The organism is Methylobacterium sp. 88A (genome assembly GCF_000376345.1).
In the GTDB taxonomy this organism is placed as follows: domain Bacteria; phylum Pseudomonadota; class Alphaproteobacteria; order Rhizobiales; family Beijerinckiaceae; genus Methylobacterium; species Methylobacterium bullatum.
This window is the reverse complement of record NZ_AQVT01000001.1, coordinates 3252412-3276513: the sequence shown is the minus strand read 5'-3', so window position 1 is coordinate 3276513 and position 24102 is coordinate 3252412. Positions and strand designations below refer to the sequence as shown.

The window sequence follows — 24102 nt, the reverse complement described above, 5'->3', positions numbered from 1 at the left end:
CGGCCGGGCAACCGAGTTTTGCTTCATGCCCGATGCCGTCACCCTTCTGGCTTTCGCGGGCGTTTCCCTCGGGATGGTGCTGACGCCAGGGCCGAACATGGCCTATTTGGTCTCCCGCGCGATCTGCCAGGGTCGCGGGGCGGCGCTGGTCTCCCTCGGCGGGGTCGCGCTGGGCTTCGTCGTCTACATGCTCTGTGCCGCCTTCGGCATCACCGCTCTGATCCTGGCGATCCCCTACGCATACGATGCGCTAAGACTGACTGGCGCCCTCTATCTCGGTTACCTTGCCTGGCAGGCGCTGAAGCCTGGTGGCCGCTCACCGTTCGAGGTGAGCCGGCTCGCCCCCGATAGCCGGAAGCGGCTCTTCGCCATGGGCTTCCTCACCAACCTCCTCAATCCGAAGATCGCGATGCTCTATCTCGCGCTCATGCCGCAATTCGTGACACCCACGGGCGGCTCGGTGCTGGGACAGACACTGATGCTGGGCTCCGTCCAGATCGCGATCAGCGTCGCGGTGAATGCGCTGATCGCGTTGGCGGCAGGATCGATCGCCGTCTTTCTGTCGCGCAATCCCGGATGGCTGAAAGCCCAGCGCTGGATCATGGGCGGCGTTCTCGGAAGTCTCGCCCTGCGCATGGCGCTCGACAGAACCCGCTGACGCGCACCGAGATTCATGTCTGCCGAGCGATCGAGGTGAGCACCTCCTCGCCACTCACGGCCCGCTCCTTCGGCCAGACATCCCAAACCGCTTCCTCAGCGATCGCCTCCGCGAGCCGTCGTTTGTAGACATGGCGCGGCACTTCCTCCGCTCCGAACTGGATCAGATGGTCCGTGACGAACTGCGTATCGGCGAGGCGATATCCACCCATCCGCAACCTCGCCATCAGATGGACAAGGGCAACCTTCGATGCATCGCGGGAGACGTGGAACATGCTCTCGCCGAAGAATGCCGCTCCGAGCGATACGCCGTAGAGTCCGCCGACGATCCGTCCCTCCGCATAGACTTCGATCGTATGGGCATGGCCGGCATCATAGAGGGCACGGTAGAGTTCTCGGATACGTGCGTTGATCCAGGTCTTCTCCCCGTCGCCTCGAGGAGCAGCGCAGCCGGCGATCACGCCATCGAAATCGAAATCTGTCCGAACCTCAAAACGGTTGGACCTTATTGTACGGGCGAGCCGACGGGAGACGTGGAAACGGTCGATCGGCAGAACTCCGCGTGCTTTCGGCTCGACCCAATAGATGGTCGGGTCATCGGCATCTTCCGCCATGGGAAAGATTCCGGCGGCATAGGCCTTCAGCAAGATCTGCGGAGTGATGTCCACGCGGTCGCCGTCGTGGTCGTGCTGCATGATGACCAATGTGACGCTTCGGACGTGCGAAAGCCAGAGGGCGGACGCATCACCCAGCGTCGCGCCCAACGAAAAACGGCGGAGCTTTCGCTCCGCCGTCTCGTCTTGTGAAAAGGATCGATTTCAGAATTCGGGACCGCCCGAAGTCGTACCGAGATTGGGGTTGGAACGCTGGTTCTGCTCGGCATTGCCGCCCTTCGCGGAATCCTCGAACACCGCCTCGCGGTTCGAAATGAAGGGGCGGCTACGAACGCTGCCGGTATCCTCGACATCGACGCGACCTTCGGCATCACGATAAGTGCCATCGGCTTGCGTGCCGGTCATCGGGACGATGCGGTCGGGCGCACCGATATATGCGGATGGTGACTGGGCGAAGGCGGCGGTGGCGCTCAGGGAGGCGGCCAACACGGCGATGGTCAGGGTGCGCATGAATATCTCGATTGTCATAAGGGTGATCGGCATCTCGGTAGCTGCCTGCTGATGTCAGAAAAGGCGCTTGCCGGGCCGGGCTGGTCGGATAAGCTCTGTCGTCGCCAGGCGTTCCCCTTGTAGTGAGCCGGCAATGTGTCGCATCTCAATGGGGGTAAAAACAAATATCAAAATCTCCTTGCTTCTAAATGGGCATTAAAAACAGCAGATTCTTCTCTCATAGGGCACTTCGAATTATTCTTTTGGATGAGAATACCAATAAGTTTCGAGTACGGAGAGAAACGAAACATCCGCTCGTTGTAACAATTCGCACGGTTAAAAAGCTGTCTTTTCTGCTGGTCAAAACAAAGCAGCCTGCCTCTCGGGGCAGGCTGCTCTAAATCAAGCAACGGGAAAGCGCTGCGATTAGCGCGCCGGACCGCCGGAAGTGGAACCGGTATTGGCTCCCATGCCCTTGTTGGTCTGATCGGCATTGCCGCCTTTTGCCGAATCGACTGCGCCGGCTCCTGGGGACATCCCATTCTCGCCAACTAGACGGCTCGTGCTGCCGGTGGCCGGCGGCATATCCCGGGTGGACGGATTGTCGAGCGGACCACCCGTCGTCGTGCCGGCCTGTGGCACAGTCCGCTCCGGCTGTGAGACGTTGCCTGAGGGTGACTGCGCCAAGGCTGGGGAGGCTGCGAGGAGCAGGGCAGCGACAGTAAGCTTTGCAATGCGCATGACGTTCGTCCTTCTGGGTTCGTGCTCCCACTGCGCCGGGCGGTCACCCTCGATTGCGCGCAATGAGAAACTTCTTATCCAGAGAACGAGCTTTAAGCGGAGCAGTTCCTCTCAGCCGTTTGTCGGCGTCATTCAGGTCGTCGTCTCCGAGAGGCCACCGCCTTCGAGGAAGCTCTCCAGCCAATGGATGTCGTAGGCCCCCGCGAGGACCTCCGGATTTCGCACCAGCGTTCGGAACAGCGGAAGCGTCGTGTCGACGCCGGCGACCACGAATTCGTCGAGGGCGCGACGCAGGCGCATGAGGCATTCATGTCGGGTACGCCCGTGAACGATAAGTTTCCCGATCAGCGAATCGTAGTTCGGCGGGATGCGATACCCCTGATAGGCGGCAGAATCGACGCGTACACCGAGCCCGCCGGGCGGATGGAAGTAGGTAATGAGGCCAGGCGACGGACGGAAGGTAGCCGGATGCTCGGCATTGATCCGGCACTCGATGGCATGACCCGTGACCTTGATGTCCTCCTGCGTTACCGAGAGGGGCAGGCCAGCGGCCACACGGATTTGCTCGGACACGAGATCGACCCCGGTGATCATCTCCGTGACCGGATGCTCCACCTGGATCCGGGTATTCATCTCGATGAAGTAGAACCGCCCGTCCTCGTAGAGAAACTCGACCGTTCCGGCGCCGATATATTGCAGCTCCTGCATCGCCCGAGCGCAGATACCGCCGATTTCAGCACGGGTCGCCTCGTCGATCACCGGCGATCCGCCTTCCTCCCAGACTTTCTGGTGACGTCGCTGGAGCGAGCAATCGCGCTCGGCTAGGTGGACTGCCTTGCCGCGACCATCGCCCAGAACCTGAACTTCGATGTGGCGCGGCTTCTCGAGATATTTTTCGAGATAGACGGCATCGTCACCGAACGCCGCTTTCGCTTCGGTGCGCGCCATGTCGAGGGCCTGTTCGAGATCGGCCTCCGTACGCGCCACCTTCATGCCGCGGCCACCGCCACCGGAGGCGGCCTTCACCAGAACAGGATATCCGATCTCCGCCGCGATTCGCTTGGCATCGACCGGATCGTCGACACCGCCCTCAGAGCCGGGCACACAAGGAATACCGAGCCGCTTGGCTGTCCGCTTGGCCTCGATCTTGTCGCCCATGATGCGGATATGCTCGGCCTTGGGACCGATGAAGCCGATATTGTGATGGGCCAGCACTTCGGCGAAGCGCGCATTCTCCGACAGAAATCCGTAGCCCGGATGCACCGCATCCGCGCCGGTGATCTCACAGGCGGCGATGATCGAGGGAATGTTGAGGTAGCTGTCCCTGGCCGAGGGCGGACCGATACAGACACTCTCGTCGGCGAGCCGCACATGCATGGCATCGGCATCCGCAGTCGAATGCACCGCTACGGTGGCGATCCCGAGTTCCTTGGCCGCTCGCAGGACGCGCAGGGCGATCTCGCCACGATTGGCGATCAGGATCTTTTCGAACATGGGGGGCGCTATCACTCGATGACGAGGAGAGGTTCGCCGAACTCGACCGGCTGACCATCCTCGAAGAAGATCGCGGTCACCGTTCCGGCGCGGGGCGCGACGATCTCGTTGAAGGTCTTCATCGCCTCGATCAGAAGCAGTTTCTCGCCTGCCGCCACCTGGGAACCGATATCGACGAAGGCCTTTGCATCCGGCGAGGGCCGGCGATAGGCGGTGCCGACCATGGGGGAGGGCACGGCACCCGGATGACCGGCCCCGGCCTTGGCGCGCTCGCCAGCGGCGCCGGAGCCCGGCACGGGCAGTGCCGCCGCAGCGGGGGCGGCCGCCGCCACGGCAGGTGCAGGTGCCGCAACTTGGACATGCACGGGCTCAATCCGGCGGACCACGCGGATACGCAGGTCACCCTTCTCCACTTCGATTTCTGTCAGATCCGTCTCGGTCACGAGTTTGGCGAGTTCGCGAACGAGCTCGGGATCGAAAGGTTCGTTCTTAGGCATCGGCACCTTGGCCATTCCGGTCAGTCTTGAGAGTTGGCGTCCGACGAAGCGTCGGACAAGAGCGAGGGGAGAGAGGGCAGACGGGACTGGAGCAGCCGCACCAGGGCTTCCAGGCCCAGACCGTAACTGTGCGGACCGAAACCGCAGATAACTCCGGCACAGACCGGGGCAATGAGCGAGACATGCCGGAAGGCTTCCCGCGCATGCACGTTCGAGAGATGCACTTCGACCGCAATCGCGCCGCTACCGGCAATAGCATCGCGCAAGGCGACGGATGTATGGGTATAGGCAGCGGCGTTGATGAGCACGCCGGCGCCGGCAAGGCCCGCATCCTGCACGAAACCGACCAGTTCGCCCTCGTGATTGGTCTGACGCACGGTCAGCGCTACGCCGAGAGTGTCCGCGCGCGCACGAAGGTCACGCTCAATGTCATCGAGCGTCGCGGTCCCGTAGATGCCGGGCTCACGGCGACCGAGAAGGTTCAGGTTTGGTCCATGAAGGACGTGGATCGGGATCATGATATCGCGTTCGAAGCGCCGGCTGAGCCAAGCGGTCGGGGCAGTGGTCGTAGACGATCGTTCCGGATAACGACAGGCGCAGGCCGGAACAATCGCCGAGGAGCATAAGCCTTCAGCAACTCGCGTGGCCGCACTGGCGGATGTCACCGATGGTCTTGCGGATCGGGTCGACACCGACAGCGCCGGGGATGATCTCATCGCCGATGATAAAAGCGGGCGTACCGGAAAGGCCGAGCTTGTCACCGAGGCCGACATTCTCCGCCAGCGCTGCCTTCACCTCCGCTCCCTGTGCATCCTTCTGCAGCTTGGCGATATCGAGACCCATATCCTTGGCCAAGGCGATCGCACGCTCGCCGTTGACCCGGCCCTTGCTCTCCAGCAGCTTGACGTGGAACTCGAACAGTTTGTCACCCTTGAGCTGCTGCTTCGCCGCCAGCGAAATCTTGCTGGCTTCGAGAGATTCCGCGCCGAGGACGGGGAAATCCTTCAGAACCACGCGCAGCTTGGGATCGCCTTTCACCAGCGTCTGGATGTCGGCGAGTGCCTTGCGGCAATAACCACAATTGTAGTCGAAGAACTCCACAAGAGTGACGTCGCCGGTCGGGTTGCCGACCACGACGCCGTGAGGTGAGTCGACCAGAGCCTCACGGGATTCCTTCAGCGCGGCGGATTGTGCCAGCTTCTGTGTTTCCTGCTGGCGCCGCTCACCCTCGGCGATGGCCTCCTGCAGGACATCGGGATTCTTGACGAGGTAATCCTTGATGATCGCCTCAATCGCCTGGCGCTGCACATCAGTGAAGGCCGCAGCCGCGGTCGGGGCCGTTTGCGCGGGAGCCGCGGCCTGCGCGACAGCGCTCGAAACGCCGGAGGCGAGCGCGCCGACGAGGGCAACGGACGAAAGAAGGTGGCGAAGCAGGCGCATTGATCCTCGCGGGGTCGCGTCCCGTCGGCCGTGGTCAGGCGCGGGACAACCGGTCGTTAGCCACCGGGTTAGGCGTTTTCGCGGCGGCGGGTCAATTGTTCGCCCGCCCCGCCAGATCCCGCACGGTAGGCGCGGAAGGGATCGGTGGCCTGGAAGGGGAGGGCGCATAAGAGTAAATCAGCGCCATGACACCAGCCGACGATCGCCCTGACATCAGCATTTCCGCCAAGACCTCTCTCCGCGCGAGTCGCGTGGCGCCCTTCCTTGCCATGGACATCATGGCGGCCGCCGCGATCCGCGACAGGCAGGGCGACGGCGTGATCCATATGGAAATTGGGCAACCCTCTGCTCCTGCGCCGCGCCGCGTGATCGAGGCCGCGCAACGCGCTCTGGAAAGCGGCAGGCTGCCATATACCGATGCCTGCGGAATCCCGGCCCTCCGCGAGCGCATCGCCCGGTCTTATCGCGACACCTACGGCGTCGCTGTGGCCCCCGACCGGATCGTCGTCACCACCGGCTCCTCGGCCGGCTTCGTGCTGGCTTTTCTCAGCCTGTTCGATGCCGGAGCGCGCATAGCGGTGCCACAGCCAGGCTATCCCGCCTATCGCAGCATACTCCACGCATTGGACCTCGTTCCCGCACCCATGATCCTGCGGGAGGAGGACCGCTTCGCTCCGACCAGCGAGGCTTTGCGCGCCCTCCATCGCCGCGAGGCCCTCTCCGGGATACTGGTGATGAGCCCGGCCAATCCGTCAGGCACGGTCATCGAGCCTGCCCGTCTCGCGGAGCTCTGTGCCACGGCTCGAGATCTTGGGCTGCCCTTCATCTCCGACGAAATCTATCACGGACTCAGCTACGGAATTCCCGCCGAGACCGCGCTGAAATTCGATCCCAACGCCATCGTCATCAATTCGTTCTCGAAGACCTTTTGCATGACCGGCTGGCGCATCGGCTGGATGGTTGTCCCGCCCTGGCTGGTCAGGCCCGTCGAGCGTTTGGCGCAGAACCTCTACATCTCGGCCCCCTACCTCTCGCAGGTCGCCGCACTGGCGGCTTTCGACGCGACGGAGGAGGCAGAGACGATCCGTCTCGGCTACGCCGCGAACCGGGCGTTGCTACTCGACGCGTTTCCCTCCCTCGGCCTGGGGCGGACACATCCGGCCGATGGTGCCTTCTATCTCTACGCTGATGTCGCAGGCCTCACCGACGACGCATCATCCTTCTGCCGCCGGATGCTTGAGCAGGCGGGGGTAGCCGCGACCCCTGGGCTCGATTTCGACGCTGCCGAGGGAGGCCACCATGTGCGGTTCTCCTTCGCGGGATCCAAAGGGGATTGCGTGGAAGCCGTGCGGCGCCTGAAGTCGTGGCTTGGGTGATGTCTCGCCCATCGACAGAAAAATGGCCCCGGATCGCTCCGGGGTCCTCCGTTCTAGTCGCTCGGCTCCGCGCTCAGCGGAACAGGTTCAGGAACCCGCCCGGCTCGGCATAGATGCCCTGCGCCGCCGTGGATGTCTGGAAGGTGATCGAACCGATCACCGCATCGCCGCACCATTTCGAAATTTCGCCATTGGTCACCTGGCGGAAGTCACCACTGAAGGCGGCGCACTCGGCCTTGGTCAGGTCGGTATCATGGTAGCGTACGTCGAGAACGATGTTCTTGTAGGTGTAGGACAGGCCGACGTTCCCATAGAAGTAGCTCGGCAATTTGAATGAAGTGAACCGCCCGATATCCGCGTTGAATCCGGTAGCCGAGTTCTTTGCGGCGCCAAGAAAGAAGTAGCCGAGCTCGGACGACAGCGAGAACCCGCCCGCATAAGACTCCGGCAGGAACGGGAACAGCGATGCCGGCAATGTGTAAGCGGCCGTTCCGGACGCATAGGTACTGATCGCGTGCGTACCGAAGAAATTCGGTGAAAAGAACACGTTCGTGCCCAGCGTCAGCGAATCTGTCGCGGTGTAGAGCATCTTACCGGCGGCTTCGTAGAAGTCCGAGTTCTTCGTCGAAAACGCCGTGCCGCCCGGCAGGATGACCTGCTGCTCGTTGGGATAAAAATAGTACAGGACGCCGAGATCGAAGGCGAACTTTCCGAAGGTCGGGCGAATACCGGCGATCAGATCGAACTCCATGTCCGGCCGGGTCGGAAGGCGGGTCTGATAGGTGGCGAACCCCGCATAGGCGAAGTTGTCCAGGAACTGGGCTTCAAAAAACGTCTGATAGCTACCCTGCAGGTTCGATTGCGACACGCCGCGGAAGTTCTAGTCTGTCTGATAGCGCGCGCCGAAAGAGAAGCCGATGAGTGGGTCGGCGGCCTTCGCCTCGACCGGTATGGCTTTGGGAACGGACAGATCGGCAGCAATCGCCGGTGAAAGAGTAGCGCCCGCAAGCGTACCGAACGCGAGCAATGATGTGTATAAACGGCGTATGGCCCGATCCTTTTATTGATCGCCGAAAAGGTTGTGACAACACAAACCCTCTTGCAAAGAGATTCCCCAATCTTACAGGCCGACTTGAAAACACTCCGGCCGTCTCGCGACGTTGTATACTTTGTATTCAAATCCTGCTCGACCGTAAGCGATCACGGTTTCAGAAAAAATGGCTTTGCTGCAACAGCCCAATCAATCACATATTATTATTTTATAAATTTGTTTTTGTACTAAATAAAGTAAGTCTGCACAATATTTATACTGATAACGCACAACAGTTATCATTCGACCATGGAAATCTGCCCGCGGATGCGGTCTCTCGATCCGTCAAAGGTCGTTGCCTCGCCCACTGACCTCGAAGCGACAAACGAAACGGGCCGCATCCTGTCTGGATGCGGCCCGCTCGAACGTTGGGATAGGCGTTATCGGGAGTTGGACTAATCGCCCGTGAGCGCGGCCTTGGTCCGCGACCACCATCCGGCGCGCTTCGGACGATCCGGATCGATTGGCGTTAGCACGACCGCTACCGGCTCGGGGGCTGGAGTTGCAGCGGGAACCGGCTCCGTCATGGCAATGTCCGAGTCCACCGCGTTGCTGGCCACCGTCTCCGGGGCAGCCGCCTCGGCGGCCGGGATTGAGGGCTCTTCAGCGATCGGGAGATCTACCGAAACCGGTGCGGGTGCCGCTTCTGATGCCTCCTGAGGCAGGCCGGTCGAACCCTCAGCAACCTCTTCGAAGGAGGCCGACACGGTCTGCTGCTCTTCGCCATTCTCGCGCGGTCGACCTTCTGTGCGGTCACGACCGCGTCCGCCTCGGCGTCCACGACGACGACGACGACCGGCCCCCTCGTCGTCGGACGAGTCGGACCGAGGTGTTGCCTCGCCGTCCCGGACATCCGCTACGACGAGCTCATCGCCGTCATTCTCTCCAACCCGTCCATCCGAATCTTCGCCAGTTTGATCGTCGTTGTCCCGGCTCTCGCTGTCGGTCTCGTCGTCGCCGGACTGCTCGTCTTCGCCGGTCGCGTGATCCCCCGACGATTCGCCGGTCTCGTGGCGACCACCACGCCGCCGCCGCCGCCGACGGCGACCGCCCGATCGGCCTTCACCATTGCCTTCGCTCGACTTCTCGCGCGGTGCTTCCGGCTCGACCGGTTCGGCCTCAGCCTCGAGGATGGCCTCTTCCTCATCGTCGCCGTCGATATCGTCGTCGGCATCGAGCTGAGGCGAGATCGCCACGGCGCGGACCCCGGTCACGGGACCCTCGCTCCGGATCGCCAATTCACCCCGATCGAGCTGGAACGCCGATGTCGCGGCCAGCCGCTCGTCCGCGGCAATGGTCACGGTGACGCCAAAGCGGATTTCCAGTTCGCGCAGATGCGCACGCTTCTGGTTCAGGATGTAGAGCGCCGCCTCCGTGCGGGTGCGAAGGATGAGATTGTGGGTCGTGCTCTTGAGAAGCGACTCCTCGATGGCGCGCAGGATCTGGAGGGCCACCGATGCAGTTGCGCGGACATATCCCGAGCCACCGCAATGGACGCAGGGGAGCGACGAGCTCTCCAGCATGCCGGTGCGGATGCGCTGGCGGCTCATTTCGAGCAGACCGAAGGGCGAGATGCGGCCGACCTGAATGCGTGCGCGATCGTTTTTCAGGCAATCGTTGAGCTTCTTCTCGACCGCGCGGTTGTTGCGCTTCTCTTCCATGTCGATGAAGTCGATCACGACGAGACCGGCGAGATCGCGCAGGCGAAGCTGGCGGGCGACCTCTTCGGCAGCCTCCAGATTGGTGCGGAGTGCCGTGTCCTCAATGTCGTGCTCGCGGGTCGAGCGGCCCGAATTGACGTCGATGGAAACCAGGGCTTCGGTCGGGTTGATGACGAGGTAGCCGCCTGACTTCAGCGTCACATGCGTCGAGAACATCGCATCGAGCTGTTGCTCGACTCCGTGGCGCGCGAAAATCGGCGTCGGGTCGCGATAGGGCTGCACCACTTTGGACTGGCCCGGCATCAGCATGCGCATGAAGTCGCGGGCCTCGCGGTACGCCTCGTCGCCCGCCACGAGGATGTCGTCGATATCCTTGTTGTAGAGGTCGCGGATGGCGCGCTTGATGAGCGAACCTTCCTCGTAGACCAGGGCCGGCGCAGAGGAGGACAGCGTCAACTCACGCACGCTCTCCCAGAGGCGCATGAGGTATTCGAAGTCGCGCTTGATTTCCGGCTTGGTCCGGGACGCACCGGCAGTGCGCAAGATCACGCCCATGCCTTCCGGAACCTCAAGATCCTGGGCGACTTCCTTGAGGCGCTTGCGGTCGGCCGCCGAGGTGATCTTACGCGAGATGCCGCCGCCACGGCCGGTGTTGGGCATCAGCACCGAGTAGCGGCCGGCCAGCGACAGATACGTGGTCAGTGCCGCGCCCTTAGTACCACGCTCTTCCTTGACGACTTGTACCAGGATGATCTGGCGGCGCTTGATCACCTCCTGGATCTTGTAGTGGCGGCGATAGGTGCGGGGGCGCTCGGGGATCTCGGCCAAAGCGTCGCCGTTACCGCCGATCTGGGCGATTTTGTGCTCGCCATCCTCGCCATCATGCTCGTCGTCCGAATCCTCGTCGTCGGATTCGTCCTCCTCATCGTCCGAATCGTCGTCCTCGTCCGATTCATCTTCGTCGGTCTCTTCGTCCTCGTCGGTTTCGTCTTCGAGGACGGGAGCATCGGGATGCCCCTCGGCGACTGGTTCCGCCACGTCGACTTGGGCGGGCGCCGCTTCTTTGAGCACAGATGAGGTCGCCTCTACCGGTGCGGAGACTTCGCCTTCGAGGGAAGCGGGCGGCAGATCGGACGATTCATCCGAACCGGGCTCGATGACGACGGCCTCGGACGTGACGACATCCGCAGGGGCGGCCTCGTCATTCACGCTCACGTCGCCGCCGAGCTCGCCGGCGCTGTCTGATACGACGGGATGCTCGCCGGATTCATTGTTCGGCGGTGCCGAGGCCTGAGGCAACTGCTCCTCGGCAAGACCTACCTCGGCGCTCTCCGAAACGTCTTCGGCACTCACTGTCTCGCTGGTCTTGGCGGACGCAGCCTCTGCACGGCGCCCACGCGAACGGCGGCGCGGCTTGCGCTCCTCGCGTTCGCGGTGCTCCTCGGCGTCCCGCGCCTCGTCTTCCAGCAACGCCTGACGATCGGCGAGGGGGATCTGATAATAGTCGGGATGGATCTCGCTGAAGGCGAGGAAACCGTGGCGGTTGCCGCCATACTCGATGAAGGCCGCTTGGAGCGAAGGCTCCACGCGCGTCACTTTGGCAAGGTAGATGTTGCCACGAAGCTGACGCCGATTGGCCGCCTCGAAGTCGAACTCCTCGACCCTAGACCCGTGGACCGTGACGACCCGGGTTTCCTCCGGGTGCATCGCATCGATGAGCATCTTGTTGTTGTTGGCCATGACGGACTTTCATGGCGGTCGACGTCGTCCTTCTGCAGCCGAACTGTCCCGGCGAAGCGCTGCCCGATTCCGGCCCATCGGGCGTCGGGGGGAGCGCACGCCCAGGCCCGACGATGCGGGCCAGGGGGGCTTTGGGGAAGGGATTGCCGTCAACCGCCGCTAGGCGCCGGTGATCGGCGCGCGTGGGGTTGAACATGGCCAGGGCCGACGGCGAACCGGCGCCACGCGAAACGCGTACGCTTTGAACACGAGCAACGGCAACCGATGCTGTGCGTCCGTCCATCCGCTCCCTGACCTCACGAAGACTTTGAGACCGTGCAAATGCCGGCCGCTGATTTCCAGAACGGCGACTTGGCGAAACGATCGCCGCATGCACCGGTACCCACCCGAATTCAAAAACGCCGACGGACTTGACGCGGAGAGCCGACTGCGAGGCGACACGGCGACTGGCCAGGACGCTCTCGCGGGCCGCGAATGAGACCGCACGACACCCGAGGAGGGACAGTACCATTACAGATCGTCGCGGGCGCTTGGCAAGCAGCAAGAGCATAGCCGTCACAACTTTGACGCCTTGGCGCCCAGGCGGGCATCCGCTTCGGTCCTGTCGCCCCACAGCAACATCCAGGCTGCTTCGCCATCCGGCCGGAGAGGAACGGTTAACCATCCCGGCCGTATCCCTTATCGAACACTCGCGCTTCCCAAGGCCCCTTGGTTCCGGAAGTCTGTTGGTTCCAACGGCCCCCTGGTTTCAGGACAACGACTGCCGGATCGATGCCGCCTCTCGCTCGCCTGCTGCGCCACGTAATTGTCTTATCCGCCCTCGTGATGGCCGTTCCGGTCGTGGCCCAGGACGACATCCGGACGAATCCGACAGTATCCGGGCAACAATCGGCCGTCGCCATCGCGGCGGACCTCTCCACCGGTGCGGGCGGATCGACCAAGCTGACCCTCACATTGTCGAAATCCATCGAGGCGCGCACCTTTGTCATGGAGCGGCCCGACCGGGTCGTTATCGATCTTACGGAAGTGAACTTTCAACTCGCACCTGACACCGGACGACGCCGCGAAGGGTTGGTCTCTTCCTTCCGATACGGCCTGTTCGCTCCGGGTCGCTCGCGCATCGTCGTCGACCTTGCTCAGCCGGCCACCGTCGGGCGCATCGAAACGACGACGCGCATGCGAGACGGCGCCATCCTCCTCTCGATAGAGTTCCAGCGGGCCGACCGCGACACCTTCCGTCGCGCCGCTGTGGCGAACGACCCGTCGCCTCCGGCCCGCAAGGAAGCCATGGCAGAACCGAGTGATTCCCGGCCGTTGATCATGATCGATGCCGGGCATGGCGGCATCGATCCAGGCGCCATCGCTGCCTCGGGCATCTTCGAAAAGGACATCGTGTTTGGGTTCGCCCAGGCCCTCGTCGGCAAGCTCGAAGCGTCCGGCCGCTACAGGGTGCGGATGACCCGTGATCGCGACGTGTTCGTTCCTCTGGCCGAGCGCGTGCGAATCGCCCGCGAGGCCAGCGCCGATCTCTTCGTCTCGATCCATGCTGATTCCATCTCGTCGGCCCCGCAAGTGCGCGGCGCGACGATCTATACCGGCTCCGAAAAGGCCACGGACGCCGAATCGGCCAAGCTCGCAGAGCGCGAGAACAAGGCGGATTCGACCGCCGGCACAGATTCCGGCCAAGGTCCCGGCCACATCGCCGACATCCTCCAGGAACTCACTCTGCGCGAGACGCGCACCTTCTCGTCGGGCTTCGCCAAGGGTCTTATGTCCTATCTCAGCCCCGTCATGGAGCTGAGCAACAAACCGCATCGTGAGGCGGGTTTCGTGGTCCTGCGTTCGCCGGACGTGCCGTCAGTGCTGGTGGAGCTCGGCTACCTGTCGAGCAAGCGCGACCTCGACCTGCTGCAATCCGAAGCCTGGCGCGCCGATGTCACAGGCGGGATGGCGAAGGCCATCGACGCATTTTTTGCCAACCGTACTTCCCTGACACGGCCGGTGCCGCCGCGCCGCTCTGCGGCAATCGCCCCAGTTTCACCATAGATACGGTGTGAAACCGGGGCTCACGGCGCCCCGGCTCGGAATAGGCCTCTCACGCCTTCCGAACGATCGCGGGTCGTCGCGTCATTCTTGCCTTTCCGGGACGATCGAGGTCTCGGTCATCCTCGCCTCTCGGCCGGACCGGCAGCGGCAGATCATCGACGGACGGGACCCGGATGCGCTTCATCCTTCGTTTCTTCGGCTTCCTGTTCAGCATCGGGGCGATGTTGTTCGTGCTGCTGTCGGCAGCCGGCGCGTATTTCTATTACACCTACAGTCAGGATCTGCCCGATCACGCCGCCCTCGCCAATTATGAGCCGCCGGTGATGAGCCGCGTCCACGCAGCGGATGGCAGCCTGCTCGCAGAATATGCCAACGAGCGCCGGCTCTACCTGCCGATCCAGGCGATGCCGAAGATCGTCGTGGCCGCCTTCCTCTCGGCCGAGGACAAGAACTTCTACAAGCATGGCGGCATCGACCCCGAGGGGGTCGTGCGGGCGATCTTGACCAACGCCAAGAGTGGCAAGAAGCAGGGCGCCTCGACCATCACCCAGCAGGTGGCGAAAAACTTCTTGCTCACCAACGAGCAGACCTTCGACCGCAAGATCAAGGAGGCGTTGATCGCCCTGCGGATCGAGTCGGCCTACTCCAAGGACAAGATCCTCGAGCTCTACCTCAACGAGATCTTCCTCGGCACCATCGTGCCTGGCCGCAACCTGCACGGGGTCGCCGCCGCCGCACTCGATTATTTCGGCAAGTCCGTCCACGAGTTGACGATCAACGAGGCTGCCTATCTGGCCGCGCTGCCGAAGGGCCCCAATAACTATCACCCCTATCGTCAGACCCAGAAGGCCCTCGACCGACGCAACGAGATCATCGGCCTTATGGCCGTGAACGGCTACATCACGAAGGAAGAAGGAGAAGCCGCGCGTAAGATGCCGCTCGGCGTCAACCCGCGCGTCGCCTTCGCCAACGCCGCCAATGCCAACTACTTCACGGAAGAGGTTCGCCGCGAGATCACGGAACGCTACGGCGAAAAGAAGCTCTACGAGGGCGGCCTCTCCGTGCGCGCCACCCTCGATCCGAAGATGCAGGCCTGGGCGCGCAAGGCTCTCGTGGATGGCCTGATCCGTTACGATCAATCTCACGGATGGCGGGGAGCTCAGGCGAAGGTCGATCTCGTCGGCCGCGATTGGGGTCTCGCCGTTGCCGAAGTGCCGGGCCTCGGTGACGTCCAGCCTTGGCGCCTCGCCGTCGTCCTGAGCACGACGGGAGGCGTGGCTCAGATCGGCTTGCAGCCCCGCCGCGAGGCATCCGGCCAAGTCTCGAAGGAGCGTGAGACCGGCGCTATCGCCGCCGACGGCACCCGCTGGACCGGACGCTCGCCATCGGCAGCGCTCAATGCCGGCGATGTCATCTATGTCGAGGCCATCGACGGGGGGCGCGGACAGTACCGGCTGCGCCAGCGTCCGGAGGTCTCCGGCGCCATCGTCGCCATGGATCCCTATACCGGACGCGTCCACGCCATGGTCGGGGGATTCTCCTATGACGAGAGCCAGTTCAATCGTGCGACGCAGGCCCAGCGTCAGCCGGGCTCGTCGTTCAAGCCGATCGTCTACTCGGCCGCCCTCGACAACGGTTACACGCCGTCTTCGATCGTACAGGACTCGCCGATCACCATTGAGGCCGGTCCCGGCCAGGAAGCGTGGTCTCCGTCGAACTACGACGGCAAGGCGGGCGGCCCGCATACGCTCCGCTACGGGATCGAGCATTCGAAGAACCTGATGACCGTGCGGCTGGCCAAGGATGTCGGCATGCCGCTCATCGCCGAATACGCCCGCCGCTTCGGTGTCTACGACGATATGCTCCCCGTCCTGCCGATGTCGCTCGGGGCGGGCGAAACGACCGTCATGCGCATGGTCACCGCCTATTCCATGCTGGCCAATGGCGGCCGCCGTATTCGCCCGACCCTCATCGACCGAATCCAGGATCGTGTCGGCGAAACCATCTACAAGCACGACAACCGAAAGTGTCTCGGCTGCGACGCTGAAAAGTGGTCCGGCCAGGACGAGCCGAAGCTGGTGGATGATTCGGAGCAGGTCCTCGATCCACTCACTGCCTACCAGATGGTCTCGATCATGGAGGGCGTCGTCCAGCGCGGCACCGCGACCTTGCTGAAGCAGATCGGCAAGCCGCTCGCCGGCAAGACCGGCACGACGAACGATGCCAAGGACGCGTGGTTCGTCGGCTTCTCGCCGGACCTCGCGGTCGGGGTCTATATCGGCTTCGACAAGCCGCGCTCGCTCGGCGACCGCGCCACCGGTGGCGGTCTCGCGGCGCCTGTGGCCCTCGACTTCCTGAAACAGGCCCTCAAGGACAAGCCGCCGACACCGTTCCGTGTGCCGCCCGGCATCAAGCTGATCCGCGTCAACGTTGCCTCCGGCATGCGCGCCGGCTCCGGCGAAGGCTCCGGTACGATTCTCGAGGCGTTCAAGCCGGGCACCGCCCCGCCCGACGCCTATGTCGCGGCGCCGGCCGCTCCCGCCGCCGTTCCGGCGGACGCCGACCGTGCGGCACAGGCTGGTGGATTGTACTGAGAGCGAGCTCCGCGGGGATCCCATCCCGGGTCATCGGGCGCTGCCTGCGCGCGATGACTCAAAAGCCGCAGGAAGCCGAAGCGATCATGGAGCCGGCAACGAGGAATTGAGAACCCGTCTCGGTCCGGCCTTGCGCCCCATCCGATCCGGCGGTTTTGCCGGGTGATGGGAACGCCTTACTCAAAAGGAAGCCCGCACGCCCCCGAAGAAGCTGCGACCGACGCCGGGGTAGAAGGCGGTCGGATTGCCGCCCATCGTCACTGCGTTGTTCACCACCGCCACGTCAGAGACGTAACGTGTATCGGCGAGATTGCGGGCGTCGAGGAACAGCGACACCCCATTCGAGAAGTCGATGCCGGTTTGGACGTTGATCAGCGTGTAGCCGGGCACCTGCAGGGTGTTGGCATGATCCGAGAAGGCGCCTTGCGGCACCCAATCCACCGAAGGGCTGAGGTGGAAGCCGCTCGGGTGGGTATAGGTGACGACGCTGCGCAGCACGTCCCGAGGGATGCCGGCGATTTGATTGTCGCCAAAGACCGGATCGCCGACGAACCGTAAATCGTTATGCGTCCAGATCTGCGACGCCGAGATTCGGTCGCCGACCCCGGTGAGGTCACGGATGATGTCGAGGGAAACGGCCGCCTCGACGCCCTGGTGGATCGTGCGCGGCGAATTGAAAGTCGCCGCAGAAATGTTGCGACCCGGATCGACAGAAAAGTTGATGAGCTCGTCCCGGACTTCCGAGCGATAGAGCGTCACGTCCCATGCGAGGCGGTCAAGGCGGCCACGTGTGCCAGCCTCGTAGGTCCAGGCCCGCTGGGCCTGAAGCGGCACGAATTGCGTCGTCGTCCCAATCGTCTGGGTCAGATCGGTGAAGTCCGGCACGTCGCGGGAGCGGGTGATGTCCGCGAAAACTTGGATGTCGGGCAGCGGCTGCCAGATCAGTCCGAGCTTCGGGTTGATCCCCTGATAGGTCCGGTTGTCGAATTTCACCGCCGGGTTTGGGCCGAAGCCGCCCTTGTCGCTATAGGTCCGGTTCGAGGAGAACGCCTTCGCCCCGGTCATCAGGGCGACATCCGGCAGGAACCAGAACCGGTTCTCGCCATAGGCCTCGTAGTTCGAGGAGCTCTGAAGCGCGTTCAGGGTCTGCGCGCCGCGCTGTCCGGCGACGTTTCGGAACTGCAGCGCCGAGTTCTGTCCGGCGAAGGCACGAAGGCCGAGGATCGTGTCGTTGCGGTATCCGCCGATGTCGAAGGTGCCGGTCCAATGCGGGGAGATGCCGTAGGTCCACCCGTCCTGGTCAATGACCTCAAAGATCGGGTGATAGAGCGATTTGTGGATCGCCCAGGTGTCGATATCGAGCTTGCCCACATCGAGGGCGAACGACGTGCGATTGGCCACCCGCTCCGTCTCGACTTTGCGCGACTGGTTGCCCGAAATGGCGCTCGGATTGGCCATGGTCGGGTTGTCGAGCGCGTCCCAGAGTCTGAGCGTTCCGGGCAGCTTCTGATCGGTGAGGTAGATGCCGACGTAGAACCGCGTCTCGACACCGGGTGCGAGCCGGTAGCCGACATTGGCGTTGAAATTCTGGGTCCGCTGGGTTTCGTGGTCGCGAAAACCATCGGAATTGGTCAGCGTGCCACTGATGAGGAAATCGGCTGGGCCGGAGATCCGCGAGAATTGGAAGTGCTCTCGGATAGTGCCGAAGCTGCCGCCATCGACGCGCAGGATGTTTGGCGCGAAGGCCGTCTGGGCAGTGGGCGTGACAAAGTTGATTGCGCCGCCCAGGGTCGTCGCACCGAAGGTGAGCGCGTTGCCACCCTTATAGACTTCGACAGAGCGCAGAGCGAGCGGATCAATCTGGTAGAAGTCACCGCTGCCGTCCGCCGAGTTCATCGGGATGCCATCCTGCAGCAGTTCCAATCCACGCAGATGGAAGCCGCGCGAAATGCCCGAGCCGCGCACCGACAGGCGCATTTCCTGACCGTAGCGCTGCTGCACGAACACGCCGGGCGTGTCCTTCAGGACGTCGCGTAGGGTATTGGCGTAGCGATTCTGGAAGTCCTTGGCATCGACGAAAGCCACGGAACCGACAGTAGCGTTCACCGCAGCCCGCTGTGCGGCAACGCTCGGCACGGTGAGTGAACCGGGCGTTGTCCCTTGAACGCTAAGCTCGGGCAGTTCTGCATTCGCCACGCCCTGAGCGAAGGCGGATGTGGAGGAGAAGAGGATGAGCGCGAACGCCCCCGGAAGACGTGACGACGGCATGGCAGGAAGCTCCGGATCCCACGCCATGAAACACTCCGCCCTATCGAGGCAGAGGAGCGGCGGGTCCTGAAAGAGAAAGGGAGTGCGCGCGATTGGCGAAACCGCCAAAGCGCGAAGCCGGTCCGGAATCGGACGCTCAGTGCTGGTGTTGTCCGGCCGCCGGTTCGCTTGCTGCAGGCGCGTTCGGTGCCCTGGCACCAATGGGCGCGACGGCGAAGGTGACCGGTACGGTGCCCGCGCGCTCGAACACCAAGTTCCCCGAGATCGTTTCGCCGACTTTTGGCGATGCCTTCAGCCCCTCGAACATCAGGTGATAGCTGCCGGGCTTTAACTCCACGGTCTCGCCGGGCTTCAGGAGAAGTCCGCCTTCCACCACGGCCATCTTCATCACCCCGCCATCCATCGTCATGGAATGGATCGACCCGGATGCAGCGATGGAGACGGAAGCGGAGATCAACTTATCCGCCAGTTTGCCGGTATTGCTGATTCGGACATATCCACCAGCGACGGTGGCGCCGCCGGGCGTGGCGCGCATCCACGGCGTATCGATGGTGAGGTCGCCGGCCTTGATCTGGCCCGAGGAGGATGACGCCGCGCGCGACGGTGCCAGGGCCTGAGCCGCGACGATGGTGACGCCCGGTGCGGGGGATTTCAGCGCATGGGCGTCCTGCCCCGGCGCGGGGATGTCTCTCCAGCGATGATTGCCATTCGTGCAATCCTGCTCGACCGGGAAGTACACGGTCTCGCCGGGTGCGAACGCATCGGAGATGCGGGCAAGGAAGGTGAACTCGTCGACCTGATCGTCCGGCAATTGGCCACCACTCCAGGTGATGGTCTTCACCCCTTTGGAAATGTCGCCGTGATAATAGGGATAGGGCTTGGCGTAGGGTCCTATTTCCGTTGTCACACTCCAGCCCGGCTTCGGCATCGGCTTAGCGCCGATGACACCCTCAGGAATCGTGACGCTCACCCGATTGGTCGGTTCGCCGTTGCAGCCATGGGTGACTTGGAGCACGCCGCGATAGCTCGCGTTCGGGCTTGCCTCCGTCCGCTCCATCGTGGCGTGAGAGAAGGCAGCGCCGGTAGGGAGGGTGACGAGGAGCGCCGCGGCAAGCTCCGACCACAAGATCCGTTTCATGATGAATGTCCGTGTCTGAAGGAATCGAAGTATCGAATCGCTTCAGGCTGCGGGTGGACCTCGCGGATGGGGGATAGAACCCGGTGGCCCGCGTGCACCGAGGTCGGCTACGTCGCGCCAGATCAGATGGATGACGGACGGGGCCGGCCAGACGATCGCGCTCGACGCGAGCACCGGTTGATCAGCTGACACCATCGCGACTGCCGACGTGCAGCAAAGCTTGTGGCCGATGTGGGACGAACCGTCCGGCTGCTGCGCGGCGAGTTCGCCATCCATCAGGCCAGAACAGATCGGATCGGCATGACCAGCCGCGGGCAGCGGCATCAGAGTCGCAAGGAAAACCTGCAGCACGAACGCATAGAGCGCGATCACCGCCGTGATCACGCGTCCGCCGCCCGCCGCTGAATCTCCCGACATCATACCTCCAGCGCTTACCCCAACGGACATGATCCCGCCATACCGTCGACGAGGCGTGGCGCCGTGATGTTGCATGTGCGCTGCAGTACAGGACAAGCGGAGATTTAATCTGACGGCGCCACATTCTAGCCCGGACCGCATGACTTCTTAACCGTGCCCCGACACGTTCGCGGCACAGGACTTTCGGTGGCCGTTCTCAATCACGGCCATGCCCCGACGGCCTCGTGCCGCTTCACAGGTCAGATCAGAGTTTCCGTCCGATGCTGAAACAGGCTTACCCCATCCGCTCATTGGGTCTCGTACTCCTTGCCGGTGTCGCCGCCTTCGCCCAAACCGCCTCGGCACGGGAGCAGGCCGGTTTCGCCCAGGCCGAGTGGGCGCAGGATTACGCTGCACCCTCGGCTATGCAGGTGCAGCGTTCCTCGACGCCGATCCTGTCGCCGCAGACGATTGCGGCCACGGAACAGATGGTCGAGCGCTACAAGGACATCGTGGCGCGCGGCGGCTGGAGACCGGTCTCCGGCGCCGACCGCCTACGCATCGGCAGCAAGGGACCGGCAGTGGCGGCTCTGCGCCAGCGCCTCACGGTGACGGGAGACCTCGACTCCGCCTCCGGCGGATCGAACGTCTACGATTCCTATGTGGCCGCCGGCGTGAAGCGCTTCCAGGCTCGGCATGGCTTGAGCCAGACCGGCTCCATGAGCCCGGCCACCCAGCAGGCCATGAACGTGTCGGCCGACATTCGCCTGAAGCAGCTCGAGGTAAATGCCGTCCGCCTACGCTCGTATTCGGGCAACCTCGGCAACCGCTTCGTCATCACGAACATTCCCGCCGCCCTGGTCCAGACGGTGGAGAACGGCCAGGTCGTGACCCTGCACGCCGCCGGTGTCGGCAAGATCGATCGCCAGTCGCCGATCATGAACACCAAGGCGACGCAGATTAATTTCAACCCCTTCTGGACGGTGCCGGCTTCCATCGTGAAGAAGGACCTCATCCCCAAGATGCAGAAGGACCCGAACTACCTCACCGAGAACAAGATCCGCATCTTCACCGGTGAGACCGAGATCTCGCCGGCCTCGGTGAACTGGAATTCGGACGAGGGCACGCGCTACCGCTATCGTCAGGATTCGGGCGCCGACTTCAACTCGATGGGGATCGTGCGCATCAACATCCCGAACCCCCACGGCGTGTTCATGCACGATACGAACTCCAAGGGCGTGTACGGCGACGACTTTCGCTTCATTTCCTCGGGCTGCGTCCGCGTTCAGAACGTGCGCGAGTACATCACCTGGCTGCTCAAGGACACGCCCGGCTGGGGCCGCGACCAGGTCGAGCAGGCCATCGAGAGCGGCAAGCGCGTCGACGCCACCCTGAGCACTCCCGTGCCGGTTTACTGGACCTACATCACCGCTTGGGCGACCCCGGACGGCTCGGTGCAGTTCCGCGACGATATCTATAAGCGCGACGGCGTGAACGTTCCTTCGACCCTCTCGGCCCCGACCCCCGTGGCCAGCGCCGAGCAGGTGCCGAGCTTCGAGCCGGGCGACGAGGAAAACTGATTTCCCGACGCGACAACCGAAGTCTGATTATGGGCGAGATCCGGCACCGGGTCTCGCCCAAGTTGTTATGGATTGAGCAAACCAATCCTCCGAGCGTTGCGAGGCGTTCCTTGGCTCCTGCGGCGGATAACGTGATTTCGGCCGCCGCAAGGATGGCGCGGATGCAATCGAAACGAGAGCCCTTCAGCTACAGAACCGACCCGAGCGTCCCATCATTCGCGGATGACTGTCCGATCATCATTTTCGACGGGCATTGTGCGCTCTGCGTCGGCTGGATCCGGTTCGTCATGCAGCGTGATGACGCCAAACGATTCCGGCTCCTGCCGGCTCAGTCAGCACTGGGACGGGCTCTACGCACATTACGGCCTCGTTACGGACCGATTGGAGACGAACATCCTGCTGTGCGAAGGGCGGGCTTGGTTCAAGCTGGAGGGATCGATACGGATTGCGAGCAGGCTCGGCTTTCCCTGGTCCTTGGCTGCGACGCTGCGGCTCATTCCAACGCGTCGGCAGACGGCATTGTACGATCTCATAGCCAACAGCCGCTTCGTGCTATTCGGGCGGGAAGACGTGTGTCATCGGCCCGCCCGTACCGACGCGGATCGCTTCCTCGCCTGAATGACCGGCACTGGCTCGGCCAGCGCCCAATCCCCCCTTGCCAGGAGCCGGCGCGGTTGCTTCCACACTCGACACATAATCTGCGACCCAAAGCTGCAGGCCGCGACGTGGCAGACCCTGCAACGCCTTGTGCCCCCTGGCATTCACCACCGTGAATACCGAATGCACCGAAATTTTTTTGGCCGAGACTACAAATTAGCTGTGCTTGGCCTCTCTCGCTGGCCCGTGTAGTAAATTGCACATCGAGCGTCCGCCTGCTTAACGCCAGCGGATAACGGACGCCTTCGCCCGTTCAACAATCGAGGCTTTCCATGAGCGCCGGTACCGCTGCCGACAAGCACTTCTCGAATTCCTTTTTCAATGCGTCCCTGGCCGACGCCGATCCGGAAGTGGCCAAGGCCGTCAGCCAGGAACTCGGCCGGCAGCAGCATGAGATCGAGCTGATCGCCTCCGAGAACATCGTCTCGAGGGCGGTGCTGGAGGCCCAGGGGTCGGTCCTCACCAACAAGTACGCAGAAGGCTATCCCGGCCGTCGCTACTATGGTGGCTGTCAGTTCGTCGACATCGCCGAGAACCTCGCCATCGAGCGCGCCAAGCGCCTGTTCGATTGTGGCTTCGCCAATGTGCAGCCGAATTCGGGCAGCCAGGCGAACCAGGGCGTGTTCATGGCCCTCATGCAGCCGGGCGATACCTTCCTCGGCCTCGATCTCGCCGCCGGCGGCCACCTCACCCACGGCGCGCCCCCGAACGTCTCGGGCAAGTGGTTCAAGCCGGTCTCCTACACCGTGCGCCGCGACGACCAGCGCATCGACATGGAGCAGGTCGAGGCCCTCGCACACGAGCACAAGCCCAAGGTGATCATCGCCGGCGGCTCGGGCTATCCGCGCCACTGGGACTTCGCCAAGTTCCGTGAGATCGCCGATGCCGTCGGCGCATATTTCTTCGTCGACATGGCCCATTTCGCAGGCCTCGTGGCAGCCGGCGTCCACCCGTCGCCGTTCCCGCACGCGCATGTGGCCACCACCACCACCCACAAGACTCTGCGTGGCCCGCGCGGTGGTATGATCCTGACGAACGACGAGGCGCTCGCCAAGAAGTTCAACTCGGCGATCTTCCCCGGCCTCCAGGGCGGTCCGCTCATGCACGTCATCGCCGGCAAGGCCGTTGCCTTCGGCGAGGCGCTCAAGCCCGAGTTCAAGATCTACGCCAAGCAGGTCATCGAGAACGCCAAGGCCCTCGCCGACACCCTGATCACGGGTGGCTACGACATCACCTCGGGCGGAACCGACAACCACCTGATGCTCGTCGACCTTCAGAAGAAGGGTCTGACGGGCAAGGCGGCGGAGGCGGCCCTCAGCCGCGCCGACATCACCTGCAACAAGAACGGCGTTCCGTTCGATCCGCAGAAGCCCACCATCACCTCGGGCATCCGCCTCGGCACCCCGGCCGGCACCTCGCGCGGCTTCGGCGTCGCCGAATTCAAGCAGATCGGCGGCTTCATCGTCGAAGTACTCGACGGTCTGGTGGCCAAGGGCGATGCCGGCGATCCGGCCATCGAGGCCGCGGTCAAGGACAAGGTCCACGCCCTGACCCACCGTTTCCCAATCTACGGCTGAGACGTTCGACGGCGGGTGCACCCGCCGTCACCGACATGATAGAGACG

At 63.3% G+C, this 24102-nt stretch carries 18 protein-coding genes; 7 read left to right on the top strand and 11 right to left on the bottom strand.

Features of this window, described 5'->3' with window-relative positions; all coding sequences use genetic code 11:
* Nucleotides 1-25 precede the first annotated feature (25 nt).
* Nucleotides 26-658, top strand: coding sequence for a LysE family translocator (locus tag A3OM_RS0115715; protein ID WP_018044719.1), 633 nt, complete (start codon nucleotides 26-28; stop codon nucleotides 656-658).
* Between the two features lie 13 nt (nucleotides 659-671).
* Here the strand turns inward: A3OM_RS0115715 and aat are convergent, their stop codons facing one another.
* The 6 genes from aat to A3OM_RS0115685 all read right to left on the bottom strand — a co-directional run bounded on the left by aat (nucleotide 672) and on the right by A3OM_RS0115685 (nucleotide 5932).
* Entirely contained in the window at nucleotides 672-1352 is a 681-nt protein-coding gene (gene aat / locus A3OM_RS0115710; protein WP_043764803.1) for a leucyl/phenylalanyl-tRNA--protein transferase, read from the bottom strand.
* Nucleotides 1353-1475: 123 nt separating this feature from the next.
* A complete protein-coding gene (locus tag A3OM_RS0115705) occupies nucleotides 1476-1781 on the bottom strand; it encodes a hypothetical protein (RefSeq protein WP_198290830.1) in 306 nt (101 codons plus the stop codon).
* A gap of 852 nt (nucleotides 1782-2633) precedes the next feature.
* Nucleotides 2634-3995, bottom strand: a complete 1362-nt coding sequence (accC, locus tag A3OM_RS0115700) for an acetyl-CoA carboxylase biotin carboxylase subunit (protein ID WP_018044716.1) — start codon at nucleotides 3993-3995, stop codon at nucleotides 2634-2636.
* 11 nt (nucleotides 3996-4006) lie between these two features.
* Nucleotides 4007-4492 carry an acetyl-CoA carboxylase biotin carboxyl carrier protein gene (gene accB, locus A3OM_RS0115695; protein WP_026176091.1) on the bottom strand — a complete coding sequence of 162 codons (486 nt, stop codon included), beginning with the start codon at nucleotides 4490-4492 and terminating at the stop codon, nucleotides 4007-4009.
* 20 nt (nucleotides 4493-4512) lie between these two features.
* Nucleotides 4513-5010: a type II 3-dehydroquinate dehydratase gene (gene aroQ / locus A3OM_RS0115690; RefSeq protein WP_018044714.1), complete on the bottom strand. Its 498-nt coding sequence runs from the start codon at nucleotides 5008-5010 to the stop codon at nucleotides 4513-4515.
* Nucleotides 5011-5122: 112 nt separating this feature from the next.
* Nucleotides 5123-5932, bottom strand: coding sequence for a DsbA family protein (locus A3OM_RS0115685; RefSeq protein ID WP_018044713.1), 810 nt, complete (start codon nucleotides 5930-5932; stop codon nucleotides 5123-5125).
* A 185-nt stretch (nucleotides 5933-6117) separates the two neighbouring features.
* On the opposite strand from A3OM_RS0115685, the gene A3OM_RS0115680 reads away from it, so the two are divergent.
* On the top strand, nucleotides 6118-7308 hold the full coding sequence (locus A3OM_RS0115680; protein ID WP_018044712.1) for an aminotransferase class I/II-fold pyridoxal phosphate-dependent enzyme: 1191 nt from the start codon (nucleotides 6118-6120) through the stop codon (nucleotides 7306-7308).
* 73 nt (nucleotides 7309-7381) lie between these two features.
* Here A3OM_RS0115680 and A3OM_RS24200 read toward each other — a convergent pair whose 3' ends face one another.
* Both A3OM_RS24200 and A3OM_RS0115670 read right to left on the bottom strand, forming a co-directional pair.
* Complete coding sequence (locus tag A3OM_RS24200) at nucleotides 7382-8176, bottom strand: hypothetical protein (protein ID WP_018044711.1); 795 nt, start codon at nucleotides 8174-8176, stop codon at nucleotides 7382-7384.
* Nucleotides 8177-8793: 617 nt separating this feature from the next.
* Nucleotides 8794-11799, bottom strand: a complete 3006-nt coding sequence (locus A3OM_RS0115670) for a ribonuclease E/G (protein WP_018044710.1) — start codon at nucleotides 11797-11799, stop codon at nucleotides 8794-8796.
* A 771-nt stretch (nucleotides 11800-12570) separates the two neighbouring features.
* Here A3OM_RS0115670 and A3OM_RS0115665 point away from each other — a divergent pair.
* Together A3OM_RS0115665 and A3OM_RS0115660 are read left to right on the top strand one after the other, a co-directional pair.
* A complete protein-coding gene (locus A3OM_RS0115665) occupies nucleotides 12571-13845 on the top strand; it encodes an N-acetylmuramoyl-L-alanine amidase (RefSeq protein ID WP_018044709.1) in 1275 nt (424 codons plus the stop codon).
* 173 nt (nucleotides 13846-14018) lie between these two features.
* Entirely contained in the window at nucleotides 14019-16439 is a 2421-nt protein-coding gene (locus tag A3OM_RS0115660; protein ID WP_018044708.1) for a penicillin-binding protein 1A, read from the top strand.
* A gap of 180 nt (nucleotides 16440-16619) precedes the next feature.
* On the opposite strand, the gene A3OM_RS0115655 is transcribed toward A3OM_RS0115660, so the two are convergent.
* The 3 genes from A3OM_RS0115655 to A3OM_RS0115645 form a co-directional block, all read right to left on the bottom strand.
* The gene (locus A3OM_RS0115655) at nucleotides 16620-18707 is read right to left on the bottom strand and encodes a TonB-dependent receptor (protein WP_026176089.1); all 2088 of its coding nucleotides are present in this window, start codon (nucleotides 18705-18707) and stop codon (nucleotides 16620-16622) included.
* 136 nt (nucleotides 18708-18843) lie between these two features.
* A complete protein-coding gene (locus A3OM_RS24195; protein ID WP_018044706.1) occupies nucleotides 18844-19845 on the bottom strand; it encodes a DUF1775 domain-containing protein in 1002 nt (333 codons plus the stop codon).
* A gap of 42 nt (nucleotides 19846-19887) precedes the next feature.
* Nucleotides 19888-20229, bottom strand: a complete 342-nt coding sequence (locus tag A3OM_RS0115645; RefSeq protein ID WP_244478899.1) for a hypothetical protein — start codon at nucleotides 20227-20229, stop codon at nucleotides 19888-19890.
* Between the two features lie 293 nt (nucleotides 20230-20522).
* Here A3OM_RS0115645 and A3OM_RS0115640 point away from each other — a divergent pair, with 293 nt between their 5' ends.
* The 3 genes from A3OM_RS0115640 (at nucleotide 20523) to glyA (ending at nucleotide 24055) form a co-directional block, all read left to right on the top strand.
* Entirely contained in the window at nucleotides 20523-21821 is a 1299-nt protein-coding gene (locus A3OM_RS0115640) for a L,D-transpeptidase family protein (RefSeq protein ID WP_026176088.1), read from the top strand.
* A 222-nt stretch (nucleotides 21822-22043) separates the two neighbouring features.
* A complete protein-coding gene (locus tag A3OM_RS24190) occupies nucleotides 22044-22439 on the top strand; it encodes a DCC1-like thiol-disulfide oxidoreductase family protein (RefSeq protein WP_348625450.1) in 396 nt (131 codons plus the stop codon).
* A 311-nt stretch (nucleotides 22440-22750) separates the two neighbouring features.
* Entirely contained in the window at nucleotides 22751-24055 is a 1305-nt protein-coding gene (glyA, locus tag A3OM_RS0115630) for a serine hydroxymethyltransferase (protein WP_018044703.1), read from the top strand.
* Nucleotides 24056-24102: the final 47 nt, after the last annotated feature.